This is a genomic window from Streptomyces venezuelae ATCC 10712, from assembly GCF_008639165.1.
GTDB lineage: Bacteria > Actinomycetota > Actinomycetes > Streptomycetales > Streptomycetaceae > Streptomyces > Streptomyces venezuelae.
On record NZ_CP029197.1, the window covers coordinates 5,040,086 to 5,054,574 of the forward strand.

The 14,489-nt window shown below is 71.0% G+C and carries 17 protein-coding genes; 13 read left to right on the forward strand and 4 right to left on the reverse strand.

The annotated features are described in order from the left end of the window. The first annotated feature begins 135 nt into the window (after positions 1–135). Genes DEJ43_RS23455 through DEJ43_RS23475 form a run of 5 tightly spaced genes read left to right on the forward strand, consistent with a single transcriptional unit; the run spans position 136 to position 2,834 of the window. A complete protein-coding gene (locus DEJ43_RS23455) occupies positions 136–345 on the forward strand; it encodes a membrane protein (RefSeq protein WP_015035870.1) in 210 nt (69 codons plus the stop codon). A gap of 5 nt (positions 346–350) precedes the next feature. Then, positions 351–1,007, forward strand: a complete 657-nt coding sequence (locus DEJ43_RS23460) for a pilus assembly protein TadG-related protein (RefSeq protein WP_015035871.1) — start codon at positions 351–353, stop codon at positions 1,005–1,007. A gap of 12 nt (positions 1,008–1,019) precedes the next feature. Then, a complete protein-coding gene (locus DEJ43_RS23465; protein WP_015035872.1) occupies positions 1,020–1,592 on the forward strand; it encodes a hypothetical protein in 573 nt (190 codons plus the stop codon). Between the two features lie 9 nt (positions 1,593–1,601). Then, a complete protein-coding gene (locus DEJ43_RS23470; RefSeq protein WP_015035873.1) occupies positions 1,602–2,219 on the forward strand; it encodes an OmpA family protein in 618 nt (205 codons plus the stop codon). A gap of 30 nt (positions 2,220–2,249) precedes the next feature. Beyond that, positions 2,250–2,834: a hypothetical protein gene (locus DEJ43_RS23475; protein WP_015035874.1), complete on the forward strand. Its 585-nt coding sequence runs from the start codon at positions 2,250–2,252 to the stop codon at positions 2,832–2,834. Between the two features lie 26 nt (positions 2,835–2,860). Here the strand turns inward: DEJ43_RS23475 and DEJ43_RS23480 are convergent, their stop codons facing one another. Beyond that, the gene (locus tag DEJ43_RS23480) at positions 2,861–3,787 is read right to left on the reverse strand and encodes a hypothetical protein (protein ID WP_015035875.1); all 927 of its coding nucleotides are present in this window, start codon (positions 3,785–3,787) and stop codon (positions 2,861–2,863) included. Positions 3,788–3,951: 164 nt separating this feature from the next. Here DEJ43_RS23480 and DEJ43_RS23485 point away from each other — a divergent pair, with 164 nt between their 5' ends. Together DEJ43_RS23485 and DEJ43_RS23490 are read left to right on the forward strand one after the other, a co-directional pair. Next, the gene (locus tag DEJ43_RS23485; RefSeq protein WP_223831084.1) at positions 3,952–4,296 is read left to right on the forward strand and encodes a hypothetical protein; all 345 of its coding nucleotides are present in this window, start codon (positions 3,952–3,954) and stop codon (positions 4,294–4,296) included. Positions 4,297–4,307: 11 nt separating this feature from the next. Next, positions 4,308–5,426: a mannosyltransferase family protein gene (locus tag DEJ43_RS23490; protein WP_015035877.1), complete on the forward strand. Its 1,119-nt coding sequence runs from the start codon at positions 4,308–4,310 to the stop codon at positions 5,424–5,426. Here DEJ43_RS23490 and DEJ43_RS23495 read toward each other — a convergent pair. After that, positions 5,398–5,799, reverse strand: a complete 402-nt coding sequence (locus DEJ43_RS23495) for a DUF192 domain-containing protein (protein WP_015035878.1) — start codon at positions 5,797–5,799, stop codon at positions 5,398–5,400. The two genes, DEJ43_RS23490 and DEJ43_RS23495, sit on opposite strands and share 29 nt — an antisense overlap. Before the next feature lie 40 nt (positions 5,800–5,839). On the opposite strand from DEJ43_RS23495, the gene DEJ43_RS23500 reads away from it, so the two are divergent. Then, complete coding sequence (locus tag DEJ43_RS23500; RefSeq protein ID WP_015035879.1) at positions 5,840–6,574, forward strand: prepilin peptidase; 735 nt, start codon at positions 5,840–5,842, stop codon at positions 6,572–6,574. 400 nt (positions 6,575–6,974) lie between these two features. Here the strand turns inward: DEJ43_RS23500 and mgrA are convergent, their stop codons facing one another. Then, positions 6,975–8,012: an L-glyceraldehyde 3-phosphate reductase gene (mgrA, locus tag DEJ43_RS23505; protein WP_015035880.1), complete on the reverse strand. Its 1,038-nt coding sequence runs from the start codon at positions 8,010–8,012 to the stop codon at positions 6,975–6,977. A 125-nt stretch (positions 8,013–8,137) separates the two neighbouring features. Between mgrA and DEJ43_RS23510 the strand changes: the two genes are divergently transcribed. From DEJ43_RS23510 to DEJ43_RS23530, 5 genes are all read left to right on the forward strand, one after another. Then, the gene (locus tag DEJ43_RS23510; RefSeq protein ID WP_015035881.1) at positions 8,138–8,899 is read left to right on the forward strand and encodes an isoprenyl transferase; all 762 of its coding nucleotides are present in this window, start codon (positions 8,138–8,140) and stop codon (positions 8,897–8,899) included. Between the two features lie 306 nt (positions 8,900–9,205). Then, positions 9,206–10,531 carry an RNA 5'-3' helicase PhoH2 gene (phoH2, locus tag DEJ43_RS23515; RefSeq protein WP_015035882.1) on the forward strand — a complete coding sequence of 442 codons (1,326 nt, stop codon included), beginning with the start codon at positions 9,206–9,208 and terminating at the stop codon, positions 10,529–10,531. Between the two features lie 378 nt (positions 10,532–10,909). After that, the gene (locus DEJ43_RS23520; protein WP_015035883.1) at positions 10,910–11,614 is read left to right on the forward strand and encodes an aggregation-promoting factor C-terminal-like domain-containing protein; all 705 of its coding nucleotides are present in this window, start codon (positions 10,910–10,912) and stop codon (positions 11,612–11,614) included. 128 nt (positions 11,615–11,742) lie between these two features. Then, positions 11,743–13,185 (forward strand): AI-2E family transporter, encoded by a 1,443-nt coding sequence (locus tag DEJ43_RS23525; protein WP_015035884.1) that lies wholly within the window; start codon positions 11,743–11,745, stop codon positions 13,183–13,185. Further along, positions 13,182–13,865: a hypothetical protein gene (locus DEJ43_RS23530; RefSeq protein WP_015035885.1), complete on the forward strand. Its 684-nt coding sequence runs from the start codon at positions 13,182–13,184 to the stop codon at positions 13,863–13,865. Before DEJ43_RS23525 ends, DEJ43_RS23530 begins: the two co-directional genes overlap by 4 nt. Before the next feature lie 80 nt (positions 13,866–13,945). On the opposite strand, the gene DEJ43_RS23535 is transcribed toward DEJ43_RS23530, so the two are convergent. Continuing rightward, positions 13,946–14,485, reverse strand: coding sequence for an alkyl hydroperoxide reductase (locus DEJ43_RS23535; protein WP_015035886.1), 540 nt, complete (start codon positions 14,483–14,485; stop codon positions 13,946–13,948). Positions 14,486–14,489: the final 4 nt, after the last annotated feature.

Below are 14,489 nucleotides of genomic sequence, written 5' to 3' on the forward strand. Positions count from 1 at the left end.
GAGGCCATGGCCTCCCGGCTGGGCAGGAGCCCCGCCCGATGACCAGGGCCCACCCGGCCCACGGGCCCTGTCCGCCGACCCCCCGGTCGGCGAACCGTACCCGAGCACAGGCGTCTGAACGCGGAGGGGACCACGATGAACGACGCGATGCTGAAGGCCCTGACGAGGGCCAAACTGACACTGACCACGCGCCTGCTGCGGGGGGACCGCGGGCAGACGGCGGTGGAGTATCTGGGGATCATTGTGGTGGTGGTGGCGATTGTGGTCGCGATCACCGGTACGGACATCGGGCAGTCGATCAAGGATGCGATCGCCACGAAGATCTCCGAGCTTACGGGCGGCTAGAGAGCGTGCCTCGCGGCAGTGGCGACGCGGGCCAGGCCTTTCCGGTCTACATCGCGGCCATTGCTGGTCTGTTGTTCCTAGGATTCGTCTACTTCGTGGTGGGGCAGGCTGGCGCTACGCGCAGCAGTGCCCAGACCGCCGCGGACGCGGCGGCACTTGCCGCCGCGCAGGATGCCCGGGACCAGCTCCGTGAGGGATGGCTCGCCGTCATTCTCGACCCGGGTCAGTGGGATGACTTCCGGCGGGGGATCGTCTATGACGTACCTCTGGCGTGCCGGCGTGCGGATGACTTCGCAGGCAGGAACGGTGCGGACGTTTTGGGCGGAAGTTGCCTTCGTCTGTCGGGACAGGAGGGCTTCAGCGTCACGGTGAGCACGCGGAAGAGCGTCGGTCTCCCGGGAACTGAGGCGCGGCATGCTGTCGCGACCGCGAAGGCCGTGATCGAGCCGAAGTGCACCTTCAAACCACCGGAAGAGCCTGAACCGGAAGTAACCGAGCCGGATCCCGATCCTACGGAACCGGGCGAAGAGCCTGTCCCTGAACCCGAACCGATTACCGGGCTCACCTGTGATGGCGAGGCCTGGACGATCGATCCCGAGAACCCGGAACTTCCCGCCATAGAGGATCTCTTCACTGTCCGACTGGCCGGAGACGAAGAGTAAGGAACGCGATTCATGAGTATTCGGTGCGCACGAAAGGGGCTTGCCTCCCTGGCGATTGCGTCCGTCGCCGTCCTCGCCGTCGGCTGTGGAGCCGAGGACAAGCCGATCGCGAACAAGCCGGCCGCGACAACCTCTTCGTCACAAAAGCCCCAGGCGGGTCAGGAGACGCAGAGCGCGGAAGAGCCCTCAGAGGTGCTGGCAGTCGCCAAGGGGCAGAAGGGGCTTGAGCTGGCCATCAACTCGGCCGAGCGAGATGCGGGTGGGTTTCTCACCATCAAGGGGCAGTTGAAGAACACGTCCGCTACCGCGACCATCGTTTCCTCGCGCCTGAGTGGTGATGAGACCGAGGTCGTGAAGCACGGGAACTCCCTGGGGGGAGCCACGCTCGTCGACTCGATCGGCAAGAAGCGGTACTACGTGCTGCGGGACACAGACGGGCGCCCACTGACCACTTCCGGGCTCTCCAATCTTGGCGCCGACAAGTCGCTCCCGGTCTTCATGCAATTCCCCGCACCCCCCGCCTCAGTAACCGACGTCTCCCTCCAGCTCCCCACCTTCGAACCCGCCACCCTCAAGCTCTCCTGAGGCGACGCCATGATGACGACATCCCGACGCCTCGCCGCTGTGGTTCTCTTCGTTTCTGTCGGGCTGGGGCCCGTGCCCGTGGCTCGTGCCGACGATCCGCCCGGGAGTGCCGGTGACGCCGCGCCCCCGCCTGCCATCGATTCCAACGCCCCCGGCCTCATGCTTCCCGACGGTGCCACCCTCGCTCCCGCCAAGGTGCTCGACATCAAGCAGATCGTCGAGGAGGAGGGCGGTGAGCAGCGGCGGCAGGACACCAACGTGGACGTGACGTTCGCGCTGCAGGCCGAGGTGCTGTTCCCCAAGAACAGTGCCAAGCTCACCCCCGCCGCCAACGCCCGTATCGCCGCCATCGCCGCCGAGATCAAAAAGCTCGGCTCCGGTCGTGTCCGGGTTTTCGGGTTCACCGACAACCTGGGGACGTACGCGCACGGGCTCAAGCTGTCGAAGGAGCGGGCGGTGGCCGTGCAGCAGGTGCTGGCGCGGAGTCTCGACCAGGGCACGACCTTCGACATCCGGGGGTACAGCGAGGACTATCCGATCGCGGACAACGCCACCGAAGAGGGCCGGAAGAAGAACCGTCGGGTCGAGATCTCCTTCCCCCGCACGACTCCGCCCGTCACGCCCTGAGGTCGACGCCCCCGGGCATACTGGCGTGTCATGAGCACTGCCGGATTCATCCTCAGCCGTACCGACTCCGGGGCCGCGTCCCGCTGGCTCGGTCCCGGGCCCTCGTGGGGCGGGGTGATCCCCGGTCTCGGGTCCGTGGAGCTGCGGTACGGGAACGCCGTCGGGCGGGGCGACAGCTTCGCGCAGTTTTCGGTCACGGGTGAGGGCCTGCCGCAGGGGGTGTTCAGCGGCATCAGGTTCGGCAGGGCGCCGCTGCCCGCCCGGGCCAGGGTGCGGGTCGGCGAGCACAACGGCACTCTGAGCCGCCGCCGCAGCGGGCTGTCCCGGGACGGCCGGGCCCTGCGCGTCGGCCTCGCCGGCCGGGCGTACCGCTACCGGCGGGGTCAGGACAAGAGGGTCACCGAGCTGCTCCGGCAGGGGATCGTCGTCCGGGTCACCCGTGACGACTGGAGCAGGCCGGTGACGCTCGATGTCAGGACCGAGGGCCGGGTCGACGCCGTGGACCTGTCCCTGGCCCTGCTCCTCCAGGGCGTCTACACCCGGCACCTGGCCCAGGGCGGCCGCTGGTTCTCCCTGCCGGGCCGGATCCTGAACCGTATGCCCGACATCTTCTGATTCCTCCGCCGACTCGGTCGCCCTCCTCAGAGGGCGAGCGCCGCCCGGATCGTCGCCGTCATGCGGTCCGGGTGGTGGAAGACCTCCGTCGCCGTGAAGCGCAGGACCCGGTGGATGCCCGGGCAGGACTGGAGCGCGTTGAAGCGGGCCACGTCGCGTCGGTGGGCGCGGCGGGTGCCGTGGTAGGCGTAGCCCTCGACCTCGACGGCCAGGCCCTCGGCGCGGAAGAGGAAGTCGGGGCGCAGGGCCGGCCCGGCCGCCGGGCGGAGGGTCGGCTGGGACTCGGGGAACAGGTCGGCGTCCCTCATCCGGAGCCTCGCCACCGTCTCCGCCGGTGAGCCGGACGCGGGCTCGGCCAGTCGGAGCCAGTCGCGGGCGCGGGGTGCTCCCCGCCGGGGCGCCGTGAGTTCGGCGGCGAGGTCCTCGTACCGGACGAGTGCCTCGCGCCGTACTCCTTCGACGGACCGTCGGGCGAGTGCGGAGTCGGCGATCACCACGGCTTCCTCGCGGCTGCGGGCGTCCCGTATCAGGTCGGCCACGGTCCGCGCCGGGGTCGTCGTCCGCAGGCCCCGGCGGGTCGATCTGTCTTTGGCCGTGAGGAATCTCGTGCCGTGGACGCGGACGTGTGTGCCGTCGCCGAGGAGTGAGCGGGTGGGCGTCCGGGCGGTGAAGTGCAGGTGGTTCGGGGCTTGTCCCGCTCCGAGCCGTTCGATGCGGTGCAGCCGCGCCGCGGTCCCGTGGCTGCACACCCAGTCGGGGCGCAGCAGCTGGAGCGCCGTCGCCCGCACCCGCCAGTCCACGTCCTTCCCGGGTGCCGCCCACGCGCCCCGGCAGATCCGCTGCCAGCCGTCGCGGCGCAGCCGGCCGGTCAGGCGGCCGGGGGGCCAGCCCGCCGCGACCGCCCAGACCGTCAGGAGGATCCCGCCCCTGGCGAGGATCGCCAACTCGTACATACGCCCAACGATCCACGGAAGGGGGACACTTCGCACCCCCTGTGGAAAACCTCCCGAAAGCCGTCGTCAGGAAAGCGCAAAAGAGGGGGGACAAGCCCGCCGTGCGGGAGCATTCTGGACAGATGGCGACCCCGAGCGCGGACAGAACGCCGACTGTGCAGAGCGTGCAGTTGGTCAGTGATCTCGTCGCACACATCCCCGAGTTCCGGGACGTGTACGAGAAGCACGTCTTCCATCAGGGCGGCGTGCTGCCCCACGTGTTCTTCTGGGACGTCGTCCAGGACACCGTCCGCTCGTTCCTCGGCGAGGGCCCGTGCGCGGCCGACTGGCGGCGCACGCTGGCCTTCCTGGAGGAGCAGAGCTGTCGTGGGGTGCTGGGCGTCGACGAGGTCATCGTCACCTCGTTCCTCGGGGACCTGCCGTCCCCGCAGGAGCCCGGGCACGCGATCGTCCACCAGCTCCCGCCCGTGATGGCCGCGCGGTTCGTCCGGATAAGGCCCAGGGGCTGATAATCGGGCGCATGTTCGCGCCCGACACCAGCCGTCTCCGCCGTCTCAGCCGTCCCACCGTGCTCGCCCTCGGCGGCTACGCGGCCACCCGGGTCATCGGCCTCGTGGTCCTCGCGATCGCCGCCGCCGTCACGGGCGAGGACGGGCCGCACCGGCTCAAGGGCCGCTGGGACTCCGTCTGGTACGTGCGGATCGCCGAGCACGGTTACGGGTACGAGACCACCCTGCCGAACGGTGACGTCCACTCCGACCTGGCCTTCTTCCCGCTCTTCCCGGCTCTGGAGCGGGGCCTGTCCAGCGTCCTCCCGGTCGACGCGGCCACCGCCGGGCTGCTCGTCTCCTGGACGGCGGGACTGGCCGCCGCGTGGGGCATCCACCGGTGCGGCGCGCATGTCTTCGGCCCCCGTGCCGGGGTGCTGCTCGCCGTGCTCTGGGGCGTGTACCCGACCGCGTTCGTCCAGTCGATGGCGTACACGGAGACGCTGTTCACCGCCCTCGCCGCCTGGTCGCTGTACGCCGTGCTGCGCGAGCGCTGGATCCTGGCCGGTCTCCTCTGCGCGGCCGCCGGCCTGACCCGGCCGACGGCCGTCGCGCTGATCGCCGCGCTCGGCGTCACGGCCCTCGTCCTGCTCGTACGGGACCGGCGGCTGCCCCGGCGGACGCTCACCGGGGTCCTCATCGCGCCGCTGGGCTGGCTCGCGTACCTCGTGTACGTCGGTGTCCGCGAGGGCAGGGCGACGGCCTACTTCGACGTCCAGGCCGCCTGGGGCAACTCCATCGACGGCGGTGTCGCCCTCGCCCGGTTCATCGTGGGGCTGCCGTGGCCGGCCGCCCTCGGACTCTGCGCGGCGCTCGCGCTGCTCAGCTGGCTGCTCGTCCTGTGCGTACGGCAAGGACAGCCGCTGCCGCTGCTCGTGTACACGTGCGGCGTCGTGTTCGTCTCGCTCGTCGGCGCCGCCTACTTCGGCTCCCGGCCCCGGCTGATGATGCCGGCGTTCGGGCTGCTGCTCCCGCCCGCCGTGGCCCTCGCCCGGCTCCGTACCCGTACCGTCGTGCCGGTGCTCGCCGGGCTCGCGCTCGCCTCCGCCGGGTACGGGGCGTTCACCCTGCTCGGTCCCGGCCCGCCGTGAGTCCGGAATCCGTCTCCACGCGCACGCGTACCCCCGGCCGCAGCCCCCAGCCGGCCATGGCTCCCGCCGCCGCCTCCAGGACGTGCCGTCCGCGCGGCCGGACCATGCCGAGCCGCCCCGGCCGCATCGTGACGACGGACAGGACCGTGAACGACCGGTCCAGATAGGCCACGTCGATCGCGAACCGCATCCCGAAGGTGTGCACGCTGTTCGTACGGACGATCAGCAGCGCGCCGGCCGTGCCGTCGATGCCGTCGATGCCGTCGCGGCCGAGCAGCCCCCGCCGCCGCGCCCGGTACGAGGCCGCCACCTCGAGTGGGAGTTCGCGGGAGGCGACCGTCAGCCTCCCCGTCCCGTCCGTCCATTTCCCCATGCGCCAGACCGTAGCGGCCCGCCGCTTCTAGGGTCAGCCCGTGGACGTCCTCCTGATCGCCTTCGCCGCCCTCTGGGGCGCAGCCGTCGGGCTGCTCGTGCCGCGGGCCGCGTACCGGCTCGCCGTCGAGCCCGAGGAGCCGTGGCGGGACCGCTGCCCCGCCGGGCACGTTCTCACCGGGCCCGCGCGCGGCTGGCTCGGCGGACCCGGCCGGCGGGACTGCGCCACGACCGGCGCCCCGCTCACCGCGCCGCTGCTCACCGGCCTCGCCTGCGCCGTGCTGGCCGCCGCCACCGGGCCCCGGCCGGAGCTGGCGGTGTGGCTGCTCGCGGCGCCGTTCGCCGTCCTCCTCGGCAGTGTCGACGCGCGCGTGTACCGGCTGCCGGACGTGCTGACCCTGCCGCTCGCCGTCGCCGTCCCGCTGCTCCTCGGCGGCGCCGAGCTCCTTCCGTACGAGGCGGGCTCCTGGCGCGGGGCGGTGCTCGGCGGGCTCGCCCTCGGCGGGGCCTACCTGGTGCTGCACCTGATCAGTCCGGGCGGGCTCGCCATGGGCGACGTGAAGCTGGCGCTGCCGCTCGGCGCGGCCCTCGGCTGGTACGGCTGGGGCGTGCTGTACGCCGGGGCGTTCGCCGGGTTCCTGCTCGGGGCGGTGTACGGCTACGGGCGCATCGCCCTCCGCCGCGCCGACCGCTCCTCGGCGATCCCCTTCGGGCCGTTCATGCTCGGGGGCGGACTGCTGGGCCTCCTCCTCGGCGCCTTCACCGCCCTCCCCTGACGTCCCGGCGGACGTACCGCCACCGGCTCGTCGCCCGGCGTGACGGCATCGCCCCGCTCGACCGGGCGACCCGCTCCTGACCTGCGCGGAAGCCAGCCGCAGGGCGGCCCGCGGCGGCGTGCCGTCAACGCCGCGCCCCGTCGGACCGGTCCCTCTTCGGAGGGACGGAACTCCGCCGCCACGCCGGGGCGCAAACCCGCCACGGGGGGCTGGATCCCTTGTCCTGACTGGGATCCGGCGAATTCGGCGGGGTTCGTTCGGCGTACCTGGCGCGCAACACGACTAACGAAGGGTTATGGTGGAAACCCCCCCTCGGGCCGGTCCGTATCCCCCCCACGGACCGGCCCGTTTTCTTTGCCCGGGGGCGCCTCAAGGCCCGCCCCGGGTCACTCCGGGAGCGTCAGCCCCGGCCGGCCCAGATGTTCGTGCCCTCGGTGTCGACGGCGAACGAATCGATCTCCACCAGCTCCTCGGCGGTCAGCGGCGCACCCGCGAGGGCCGCCACGTTCTCCTCGAGCTGGGCGACGCTGGACGCGCCGATCAGGGCCGAGGTCATCCGCTCGTCGCGCAGCACCCAGGACAGCGCGAGCTGCGCGAGGGTCTGGCCGCGCCGCCCGGCGATCTCGGCGAGGCCGCGCAGTCGCCGCAGCACCTCGTCGGAGAGCAGGTTGGGGTCGAGGGACTTGCCCTGGGTGGCCCGCGAGCCCTCCGGGATGCCCTTCAGGTACTTGTCGGTGAGCAGCCCCTGCGCCAGCGGCACGAAGGAGATGCAGCCCATGCCGGCTTCCTCCAGCGTGTCGAGGAGGCCGTCGTCCTCGGTCCAGCGGTTGATCATCGAGTACGAGGGCTGGTGGATGAGGGCGGGGACGCCCATCTCCCGCAGGATGCGCGCGGCCTCGGCGGTCTGCTCGCTGGTGTACGAGGAGACGCCGACGTACAGCGCCTTGCCCTGCTGGACGGCGGAGGCCAGGGCCCCCATCGTCTCCTCCAGCGGGGTGTGCGGGTCGAAGCGGTGCGAGTAGAAGATGTCGACGTAGTCGAGGCCCATCCGCTTCAGGGAGGCGTCGAGCGAGGACATCAGGTACTTGCGGGAGCCCCACTCGCCGTACGGGCCGGGGTGCATCTCGTAGCCGGCCTTGGTGGAGATGATCAGCTCGTCGCGGTAGGGCGCGAAGTCCTGGGCGAAGAGCTTGCCGAAGTTGAGCTCGGCGGAGCCGGGCGGCGGTCCGTAGTTGTTGGCCAGGTCGAAGTGGGTGACGCCCAGGTCGAAGGCGCGGCGCAGGATCGCCCGCTGGGTGTCGAGCGCGCGGTCGTCGCCGAAGTTGTGCCAGAGGCCGAGGGAGATCGCGGGGAGCTTGAGGCCGCTGCGGCCCGAGCGGCGGTACTCCATGGCGTCGTAGCGGTCGGCGGAGGCGCGATACAGGGGGGAATCAGTCACGTATCTCTGCTTATCACGGACTTGTGACAGTCCCGGGCTGGGAGCCTGTCGCCCGTGCGCAGTAGTGTGGCGGCTTGCGGACCGCCGCGGCACGGCGGACCTGCCTGCATGGAGGGGTAAGAACAGTGAACCTGCGCGACCTGGTGTACGGGCTCTACGCACGCCGGGTGGAAGGCCGCCTCGACCATGCCCAGGTGCCCAAGCACATCGGGGTCATCCTCGACGGGAACCGCCGCTGGGCCAAGGCGTCCGGCGGGACCCCCGAGCAGGGGCACAAGGCGGGCGCGGACAAGATCCAGGAGCTGCTCGGCTGGTGCGCCGAGACCGACGTCGAGGTCGTCACGCTCTGGATGCTGTCCACGGACAACCTGAACCGGCCCGAGGAGCAGCTCGTCCCGCTGCTCGGCATCATCGAGAACGCCGTGCGCGCGCTGGCCGCCGACGGCCGCTGGCGGGTCAACCACGTGGGCACGATGGACCTGCTGCCGTCCCGCACCCAGTCGGTGCTCAAGGAGGCCGAGCAGGCCACCCACGACAACACGGGGATACTCGTGAACGTGGCCGTGGGCTACGGCGGCCGCCAGGAGATCGCGGACGCGGTCCGCTCGCTGCTCCTGGAGCACGCGGAGCGCGGGACGAGCTTCGAGGAGCTCGCCGAGATCGTCGACGTCGAGCACATCTCGGAGCACCTCTACACGCGCGGTCAGCCCGACCCGGACCTGGTGATCCGTACCAGCGGCGAGCAGCGGCTGTCCGGATTCATGCTGTGGCAGAGCGCCCATTCCGAGTACTACTTCTGCGAAGTGCACTGGCCGGCCTTCCGCAAGGTCGACTTCCTGCGGGCGCTGCGCGACTACGCCGCCCGGCACCGGCGCTACGGAACCTGACCGAGCCTCGCGCCGCCTCGTCAGGAGGCGGTCGGAACCGATCACCTCGTGTTCATGAACACGTCGTCATATGCCATGGCATGGCAGCGCCTGATCGAGGGCATATCCCTGGTGAAGTGAGCGGCACGGAGACCGCCACCCGGGAGGCCCCTTGCACCAGGACGACCGTGCGGGACACGTACGGGAGAAGCGGAGGGCCGTGGTCCGGCCCGCGCACGGCGGCCCGAACCCGGTCCCATTCCGCAGCGACACCGGTTCCGTCGTACCCCGACCTCACAGGGGTCTTCCGAGGGGGTCTGTCCTTCCGTGGTGACCAGCACGAAGCGCCGCCTTTCCGACCGGCGCACCTATGTTCTCGACACCAGCGTCCTGCTGGCCGACCCCAACGCCGTCTCCCGGTTCGAGGAGCACGAGGTCGTGCTCCCGATCGTCGTGGTGACGGAGCTGGAGGCCAAGCGGCACCATCCCGAACTCGGGTACTTCGCCCGGCAGGCCCTGCGCCTCCTGGACGACTTCCGGGTCCGGTACGGGCGCCTGGACGCCCCGCTCCCCATCGGAGAGCTGGGCGGCACCCTGCGTGTCGAACTCAACCATTCCGACCCCGGCGTACTCCCCGCCGGCTACAGGTTGGGGGACAACGACTCACGGATCCTCGCGGTCGCGCGCAACCTCCAGGCCGAGGGGTACGACGTCACGGTCGTCTCCAAGGACCTGCCGCTGCGCATCAAGGCCTCCTCGGTCGGCCTCCTCGCCGAGGAGTACCGGGCCGAGCTGGCCATCACGGACGCCAACGGCTGGACCGGGATGTCCGATCTCGCGCTCTCCGGCGAGCAGGTGGACCTGCTCTACGACCAGGAGTCGCTGTACGTGCCGGAGGCCGCCGAGCTCCCGGTCCACACGGGCCTGGTGCTCCAGTCCGAGCGGGGCAAGGCGCTCGGCCGGGTCACCGCCGAGGGGAACGTACGGCTGGTCCGCGGCGACCGGGAGGCCTTCGGGCTCCGCGGCCGCAGCGCCGAGCAGCGGATCGCGCTCGACCTGCTCCTCGACCCGGACGTCGGCATCATCTCGATGGGCGGCCGGGCCGGCACCGGCAAGTCCGCGCTCGCGCTCTGCGCGGGCCTCGAGGCGGTCCTGGAGCGCCGTCAGCACCAGAAGGTGATGGTCTTCCGTCCGCTGTACGCGGTCGGCGGCCAGGAGCTCGGCTACCTGCCGGGCAGCGAGTCCGAGAAGATGAGCCCGTGGGCGCAGGCCGTCTTCGACACGCTGTCCTCGGTCGCGAGCCGCGAGGTGGTGGAGGAGGTGCTGGGCCGCGGGATGCTGGAGGTCCTGCCGCTCACCCACATCCGGGGCCGCTCGCTCCACGACGCCTTCGTCATCGTGGACGAGGCCCAGTCCCTGGAGCGGAACGTCCTGTTGACCGTTCTGTCCCGGATCGGGGCGAATTCGCGGGTCGTGCTGACCCATGACGTGGCCCAGCGCGACAACCTCCGGGTCGGCCGGTACGACGGAGTCGTCGCCGTGGTCGAGAAACTGAAGGGTCATCCGCTCTTCGCGCACGTCACCCTCACCCGCTCCGAGCGCTCCCCGATCGCCGCGCTCGTGACGGAGATGCTGGAGGACGTGCAGATCTGACCCGTTTCGTACGGCTCCGTCCGCGTACGGAAGTTGGCGCCGCCCGGCAAAGCGCAGGAGCTTAGCCGGGCGGCGCCCCCATGTCCGCCTGATTCGCCAAAACACCTGCCGCCACCCAGGTGTGAGCTTTCACACGCAACGCAGAATTGCCTTGCGGTGTCGCCGTCCGGCAGAGTCTTGCTTCCGTCAGGCCCCGCATACGGCACACGTGCACCTTCAGGGCGCACACGCACCACATAACTCAACAGCCGTTCGCCGTATGCCGCCCACAGCACCACGGGCCCGTGTCTTCTGTGACCCAGTACGTCGAAGACCAGCGCCAGGGGCACGATTTCGCCCGCGTGGTCACCTGTGCGAGCGATGCTGGAAGGAAACCGTGTGAGCCGGATCTCGGTCCGGGGATTCGCGGTGGCTTCGGCCACTGCGGTCACCACCGTCGGCGCCGTCGTGGGCGTTGCGTCGGGTAACGCCGCTCTGCCCTCGGACGACAACTTCGAGGCCACCGCGGCCGACACCACGCTGCTCGCGGACATCCCCGTGGGCGAGCAGGCCCAGGTACAGGTCTCGTCCCTCTCGGAGCAGGCCGACGTCCAGGCCGCCGCAGCCGACTCGGCCGCGCGGAAGTCCGCGGAGGAAGCGGCTCGTCTCCGCGCCGCCAAGGACGCCGAGGCCAAGAAGGAGGCGGCCGACAAGGCGGCCAAGGCCGAGAAGGAGCGCAAGGAGGCGGAGGCCGAGCGGGCCAGCCGCTCCGCGGTCCGCGACGCCTCGTCCTTCAGCGCCCAGGGCTCGTACTCCGTGGCCGAGGTCAAGGCGATCGCCCGCCAGATGATCCCGGCCGCGCAGTTCCAGTGCTTCAGCAACATCGTGGACCACGAGTCCGGCTGGAACTACCGGGCCACCAACGCCTCCTCGGGCGCCTACGGCCTGGTCCAGGCGCTCCCGGGCAACAAGATGGCCTCGGCCGGCTCCGACTGGCAGACCAACCCGGCCACCCAGATCAAGTGGGGCCTCAGCTACATGAACGGCCGCTACGGCAGCCCCTGCGGCGCCTGGTCGTTCTGGCAGTCCCACCGCTGGTACTAGAACCGGCAGCTCAACCTGCGGGAGCCCCTCACCGTCCTACGGTGAGGGGCTTCTTGCGTGTAGTTTTCGAATGCCCGCGGTCTCCGGGGGAACCGGTGGGGGAACAGCGAGTGGGGGATAGGAAAGCGATGTCGAGAGTGCCAGGGTGGCTGGGAAGGCTGGGCGAGAGCCTGAGCCGCATGGGTGAACGCCTCGACGAGCGCCGGGCCGAGGCGGAACGCGAGGGCGATCCGCTCCGCCCCGCCCACGAGCCCGGCGAGCGTCCCGCGGCCGGCGAGGCGACGACCGCGCCCGCCGCTCCCGCGGTCGACCCGGACACCGCCGCACCCCTGCCGGCCACCGCCGGCGGGGAGCCGGGCCGTTCGGTCCCCGCACCCCCCTCGTACGCGCCGGCCGTCGCCGCCCGCCCCGACCCCGTCGCGGCGATCCCCTGGGGCATGCGGGTGGCGGCCGAGGCGAGTTGGCGGCTGCTCGTCTTCGCGGGCACCGTCTGGGTGCTGATGAAGGTGATCAGCTCCGTCCAGCTGGTCGTCCTCGCCTTCGTCGCCGCGCTCCTCGTCACCGCCCTGCTCCAGCCCACCGTGGCGCTGCTGCGCAGGAAGGGACTGCCGCGCGGACTCGCCACCGCCGTCACCGCCGTCTCCGGCTTCGTCGTGATGGGCCTGGTCGGCTGGTTCGTGGTGTGGCAGGTCATGGACAACATCGACACGCTGTCCGACCGCGTCAAGGACGGCATCGAGGAGCTCAAGCGCTGGCTGCTCGACAGTCCGTTCCACGTGACCGAGCAGCAGATCAACGACATCGCGAAGAACCTCAGCGACACCATCGGCGCCAACGCCGAGCAGATCACCTCCGCCGGACTCCAGGGCGTGACCGTGGTCGTCGAGGCGATGACCGGCATCCTGCTCGCCATGTTCTCGACGCTCTTCCTGCTCTACGACGGGAAGAAGGTCTGGGAGTGGACGCTCAAGCTGGTCCCCGCCCAGGCCCGGCCCGGGGTCGCGGGCGCGGGCCCGCGCGCCTGGCGCACCCTCACCGCCTATGTGCGGGGGACGGTGCTCGTCGCCCTCATCGACGCGGTCTTCATCGGCCTCGGGCTCTGGTTCCTCGAAGTGCCGATGGCCGTGCCGCTCGCCGTGTTCATCTTCCTCTTCGCCTTCATCCCGCTCGTCGGCGCCGTCGTCTCCGGAGCCCTCGCGGTCGTGGTCGCGCTCGTCACCAACGGGGTGTTCACCGCCCTGATGGTGCTCGTGGTGGTGCTCGCCGTACAGCAGATCGAAGGCCATGTCCTCCAGCCCTTCATCCTGGGCCGGGCCGTGCGGGTCCACCCGCTGGCGGTCGTCCTCGCGGTCGCGGCCGGCGGTCTGACGGCCGGCATCGGCGGCGCCGTGGTCGCGGTCCCGCTGGTCGCCGTCCTCAACACGGTGGTCGGCTACCTGCGCGCGTACAGCACCGAACAGGCGCTGCGCAGTGCGCCGGAGCCGCGCGGGGCCACCGCGTACGAGGTGGCGCCGACACCGGCGCCGGGCTCCGCGGGCGGCGCTTCGGACGGCAAGGGGGACGTCACGTGATATCCGAGCCGGAACTCGACGGCGGGACGGGATTCGAGGTCGCCGAGACGCTGACCGAGGAGCGGCAGCCGAAGCCGCCGCGGCCGCCCCGGGCCCGGCGCCCCTGGCTGTGGGCGCTCGGCGGCGCGGTGCTGGCCTCCGCGGTGTGGGGCGGCGGGCTCCTCGCGTTCCGGTCGACCACGGAACCGGGACTCGACCTGCGGGGATACGGGCCGGCGGACGACCTCTGCGGGACCGTGGAGCTCAAGGCGCTCGCCGGCGTCCTCGGGAAGAAGAGCGAGGACGGCTCGGCGCCCGGCCTTGACGACCCCGCCGTGTACGAGACCTCGTGCTCGATCACCTTCGGGCCGCCCGAGAGCGGCTACAGCGTCGCGCTCTCGTACACCCTGCACAAGGTGACGGACCCGGAGCCCGAGTTCGCCCCGCGGGCGAAGTACTACCAGGTCGTCACGCCGATCGAGGGCCTGGGGGAGCAGGCGTTCTTCGACAGCCGGGGCGACCAGGGCGGGGAGCTGAGGGTCCTCGACGGCCAGGCCGAGCTGTCGATGAGCATCTACGAGAACCACAACGTCGACCCGGACGGCAAGCCGATCCAGCAGACGAAGCCGATCGACCTGACGGGCATCGACGTCCCGATGACCCAGGACATGATGGCCGTCATGGCGGCGCTCAAGAAGTGACGGACCGGACGTGACGGGCCGGGCATGACGGAAGGGCCCCGGGGCGCGCTGCCCCGGGGCCCTCCTCGTACCGTGACGCCTTACTCGGCGGAGGCGAGGACCGCTTCCGCGTCGAGGGTGACGCCGACCGCCTGGATCACCGCGGCGATCTTGACGGCCTCCTGGATCGTGGCGCGGTCGACACCGGCCTGACGCAGGACCTGCTCGTGCGAGTCGAGGCACTGGCCGCAGCCGTTGATCGCGGACACCGCGAGCGACCACAGCTCGAAGTCGACCTTCTCGACGCCCGGGTTGCCGATGACGTTCATCCGCAGACCGGCGCGCATCGTCCCGTACTCCGGGTCCGACAGCAGGTGCCGGGTCCGGTAGAAGACGTTGTTCATCGCCATGATCGCGGCGGCGGACTTGGCCGCCTGGTACGCCTCGGGCTTCAGGTTGGCCTGGGCCTCGGGCTCCAGCTCCTTGAGGACCTTCGGCGAGCGCGAGGCGATCGCGCAGGCGAGGACGGTGCCCCACAGCTGCTGCTGCGGGAGCTCGCTGTTGCCGATGACCGAACCGAGGTTCAGCTTCAGGTCCTTGGCGAAGTCCGGTATGGCGGATTTCAGTTCGTCGAGGGCCATGTCA

Bases quoted from the DNA above. Each gene is read 5' to 3' on its own strand.
- DEJ43_RS23490 (WP_015035877.1), top strand. From the start codon at position 4,308: ATGTTCGCGCCCGACACCAGCCGTCTCCGCCGTCTCAGCCGTCCCACC.
- DEJ43_RS23455 (WP_015035870.1), top strand. From the start codon at position 136: ATGAACGACGCGATGCTGAAGGCCCTGACGAGGGCCAAACTGACACTG.
- DEJ43_RS23495 (WP_015035878.1), bottom strand. From the start codon at position 5,799: ATGGGGAAATGGACGGACGGGACGGGGAGGCTGACGGTCGCCTCCCGC.
- DEJ43_RS23465 (WP_015035872.1), top strand. From the start codon at position 1,020: ATGAGTATTCGGTGCGCACGAAAGGGGCTTGCCTCCCTGGCGATTGCG.
- DEJ43_RS23480 (WP_015035875.1), bottom strand. From the start codon at position 3,787: ATGTACGAGTTGGCGATCCTCGCCAGGGGCGGGATCCTCCTGACGGTC.
- DEJ43_RS23470 (WP_015035873.1), top strand. From the start codon at position 1,602: ATGATGACGACATCCCGACGCCTCGCCGCTGTGGTTCTCTTCGTTTCT.
- DEJ43_RS23475 (WP_015035874.1), top strand. From the start codon at position 2,250: ATGAGCACTGCCGGATTCATCCTCAGCCGTACCGACTCCGGGGCCGCG.
- DEJ43_RS23525 (WP_015035884.1), top strand. From the start codon at position 11,743: ATGTCGAGAGTGCCAGGGTGGCTGGGAAGGCTGGGCGAGAGCCTGAGC.
- DEJ43_RS23535 (WP_015035886.1), bottom strand. From the start codon at position 14,485: ATGGCCCTCGACGAACTGAAATCCGCCATACCGGACTTCGCCAAGGAC.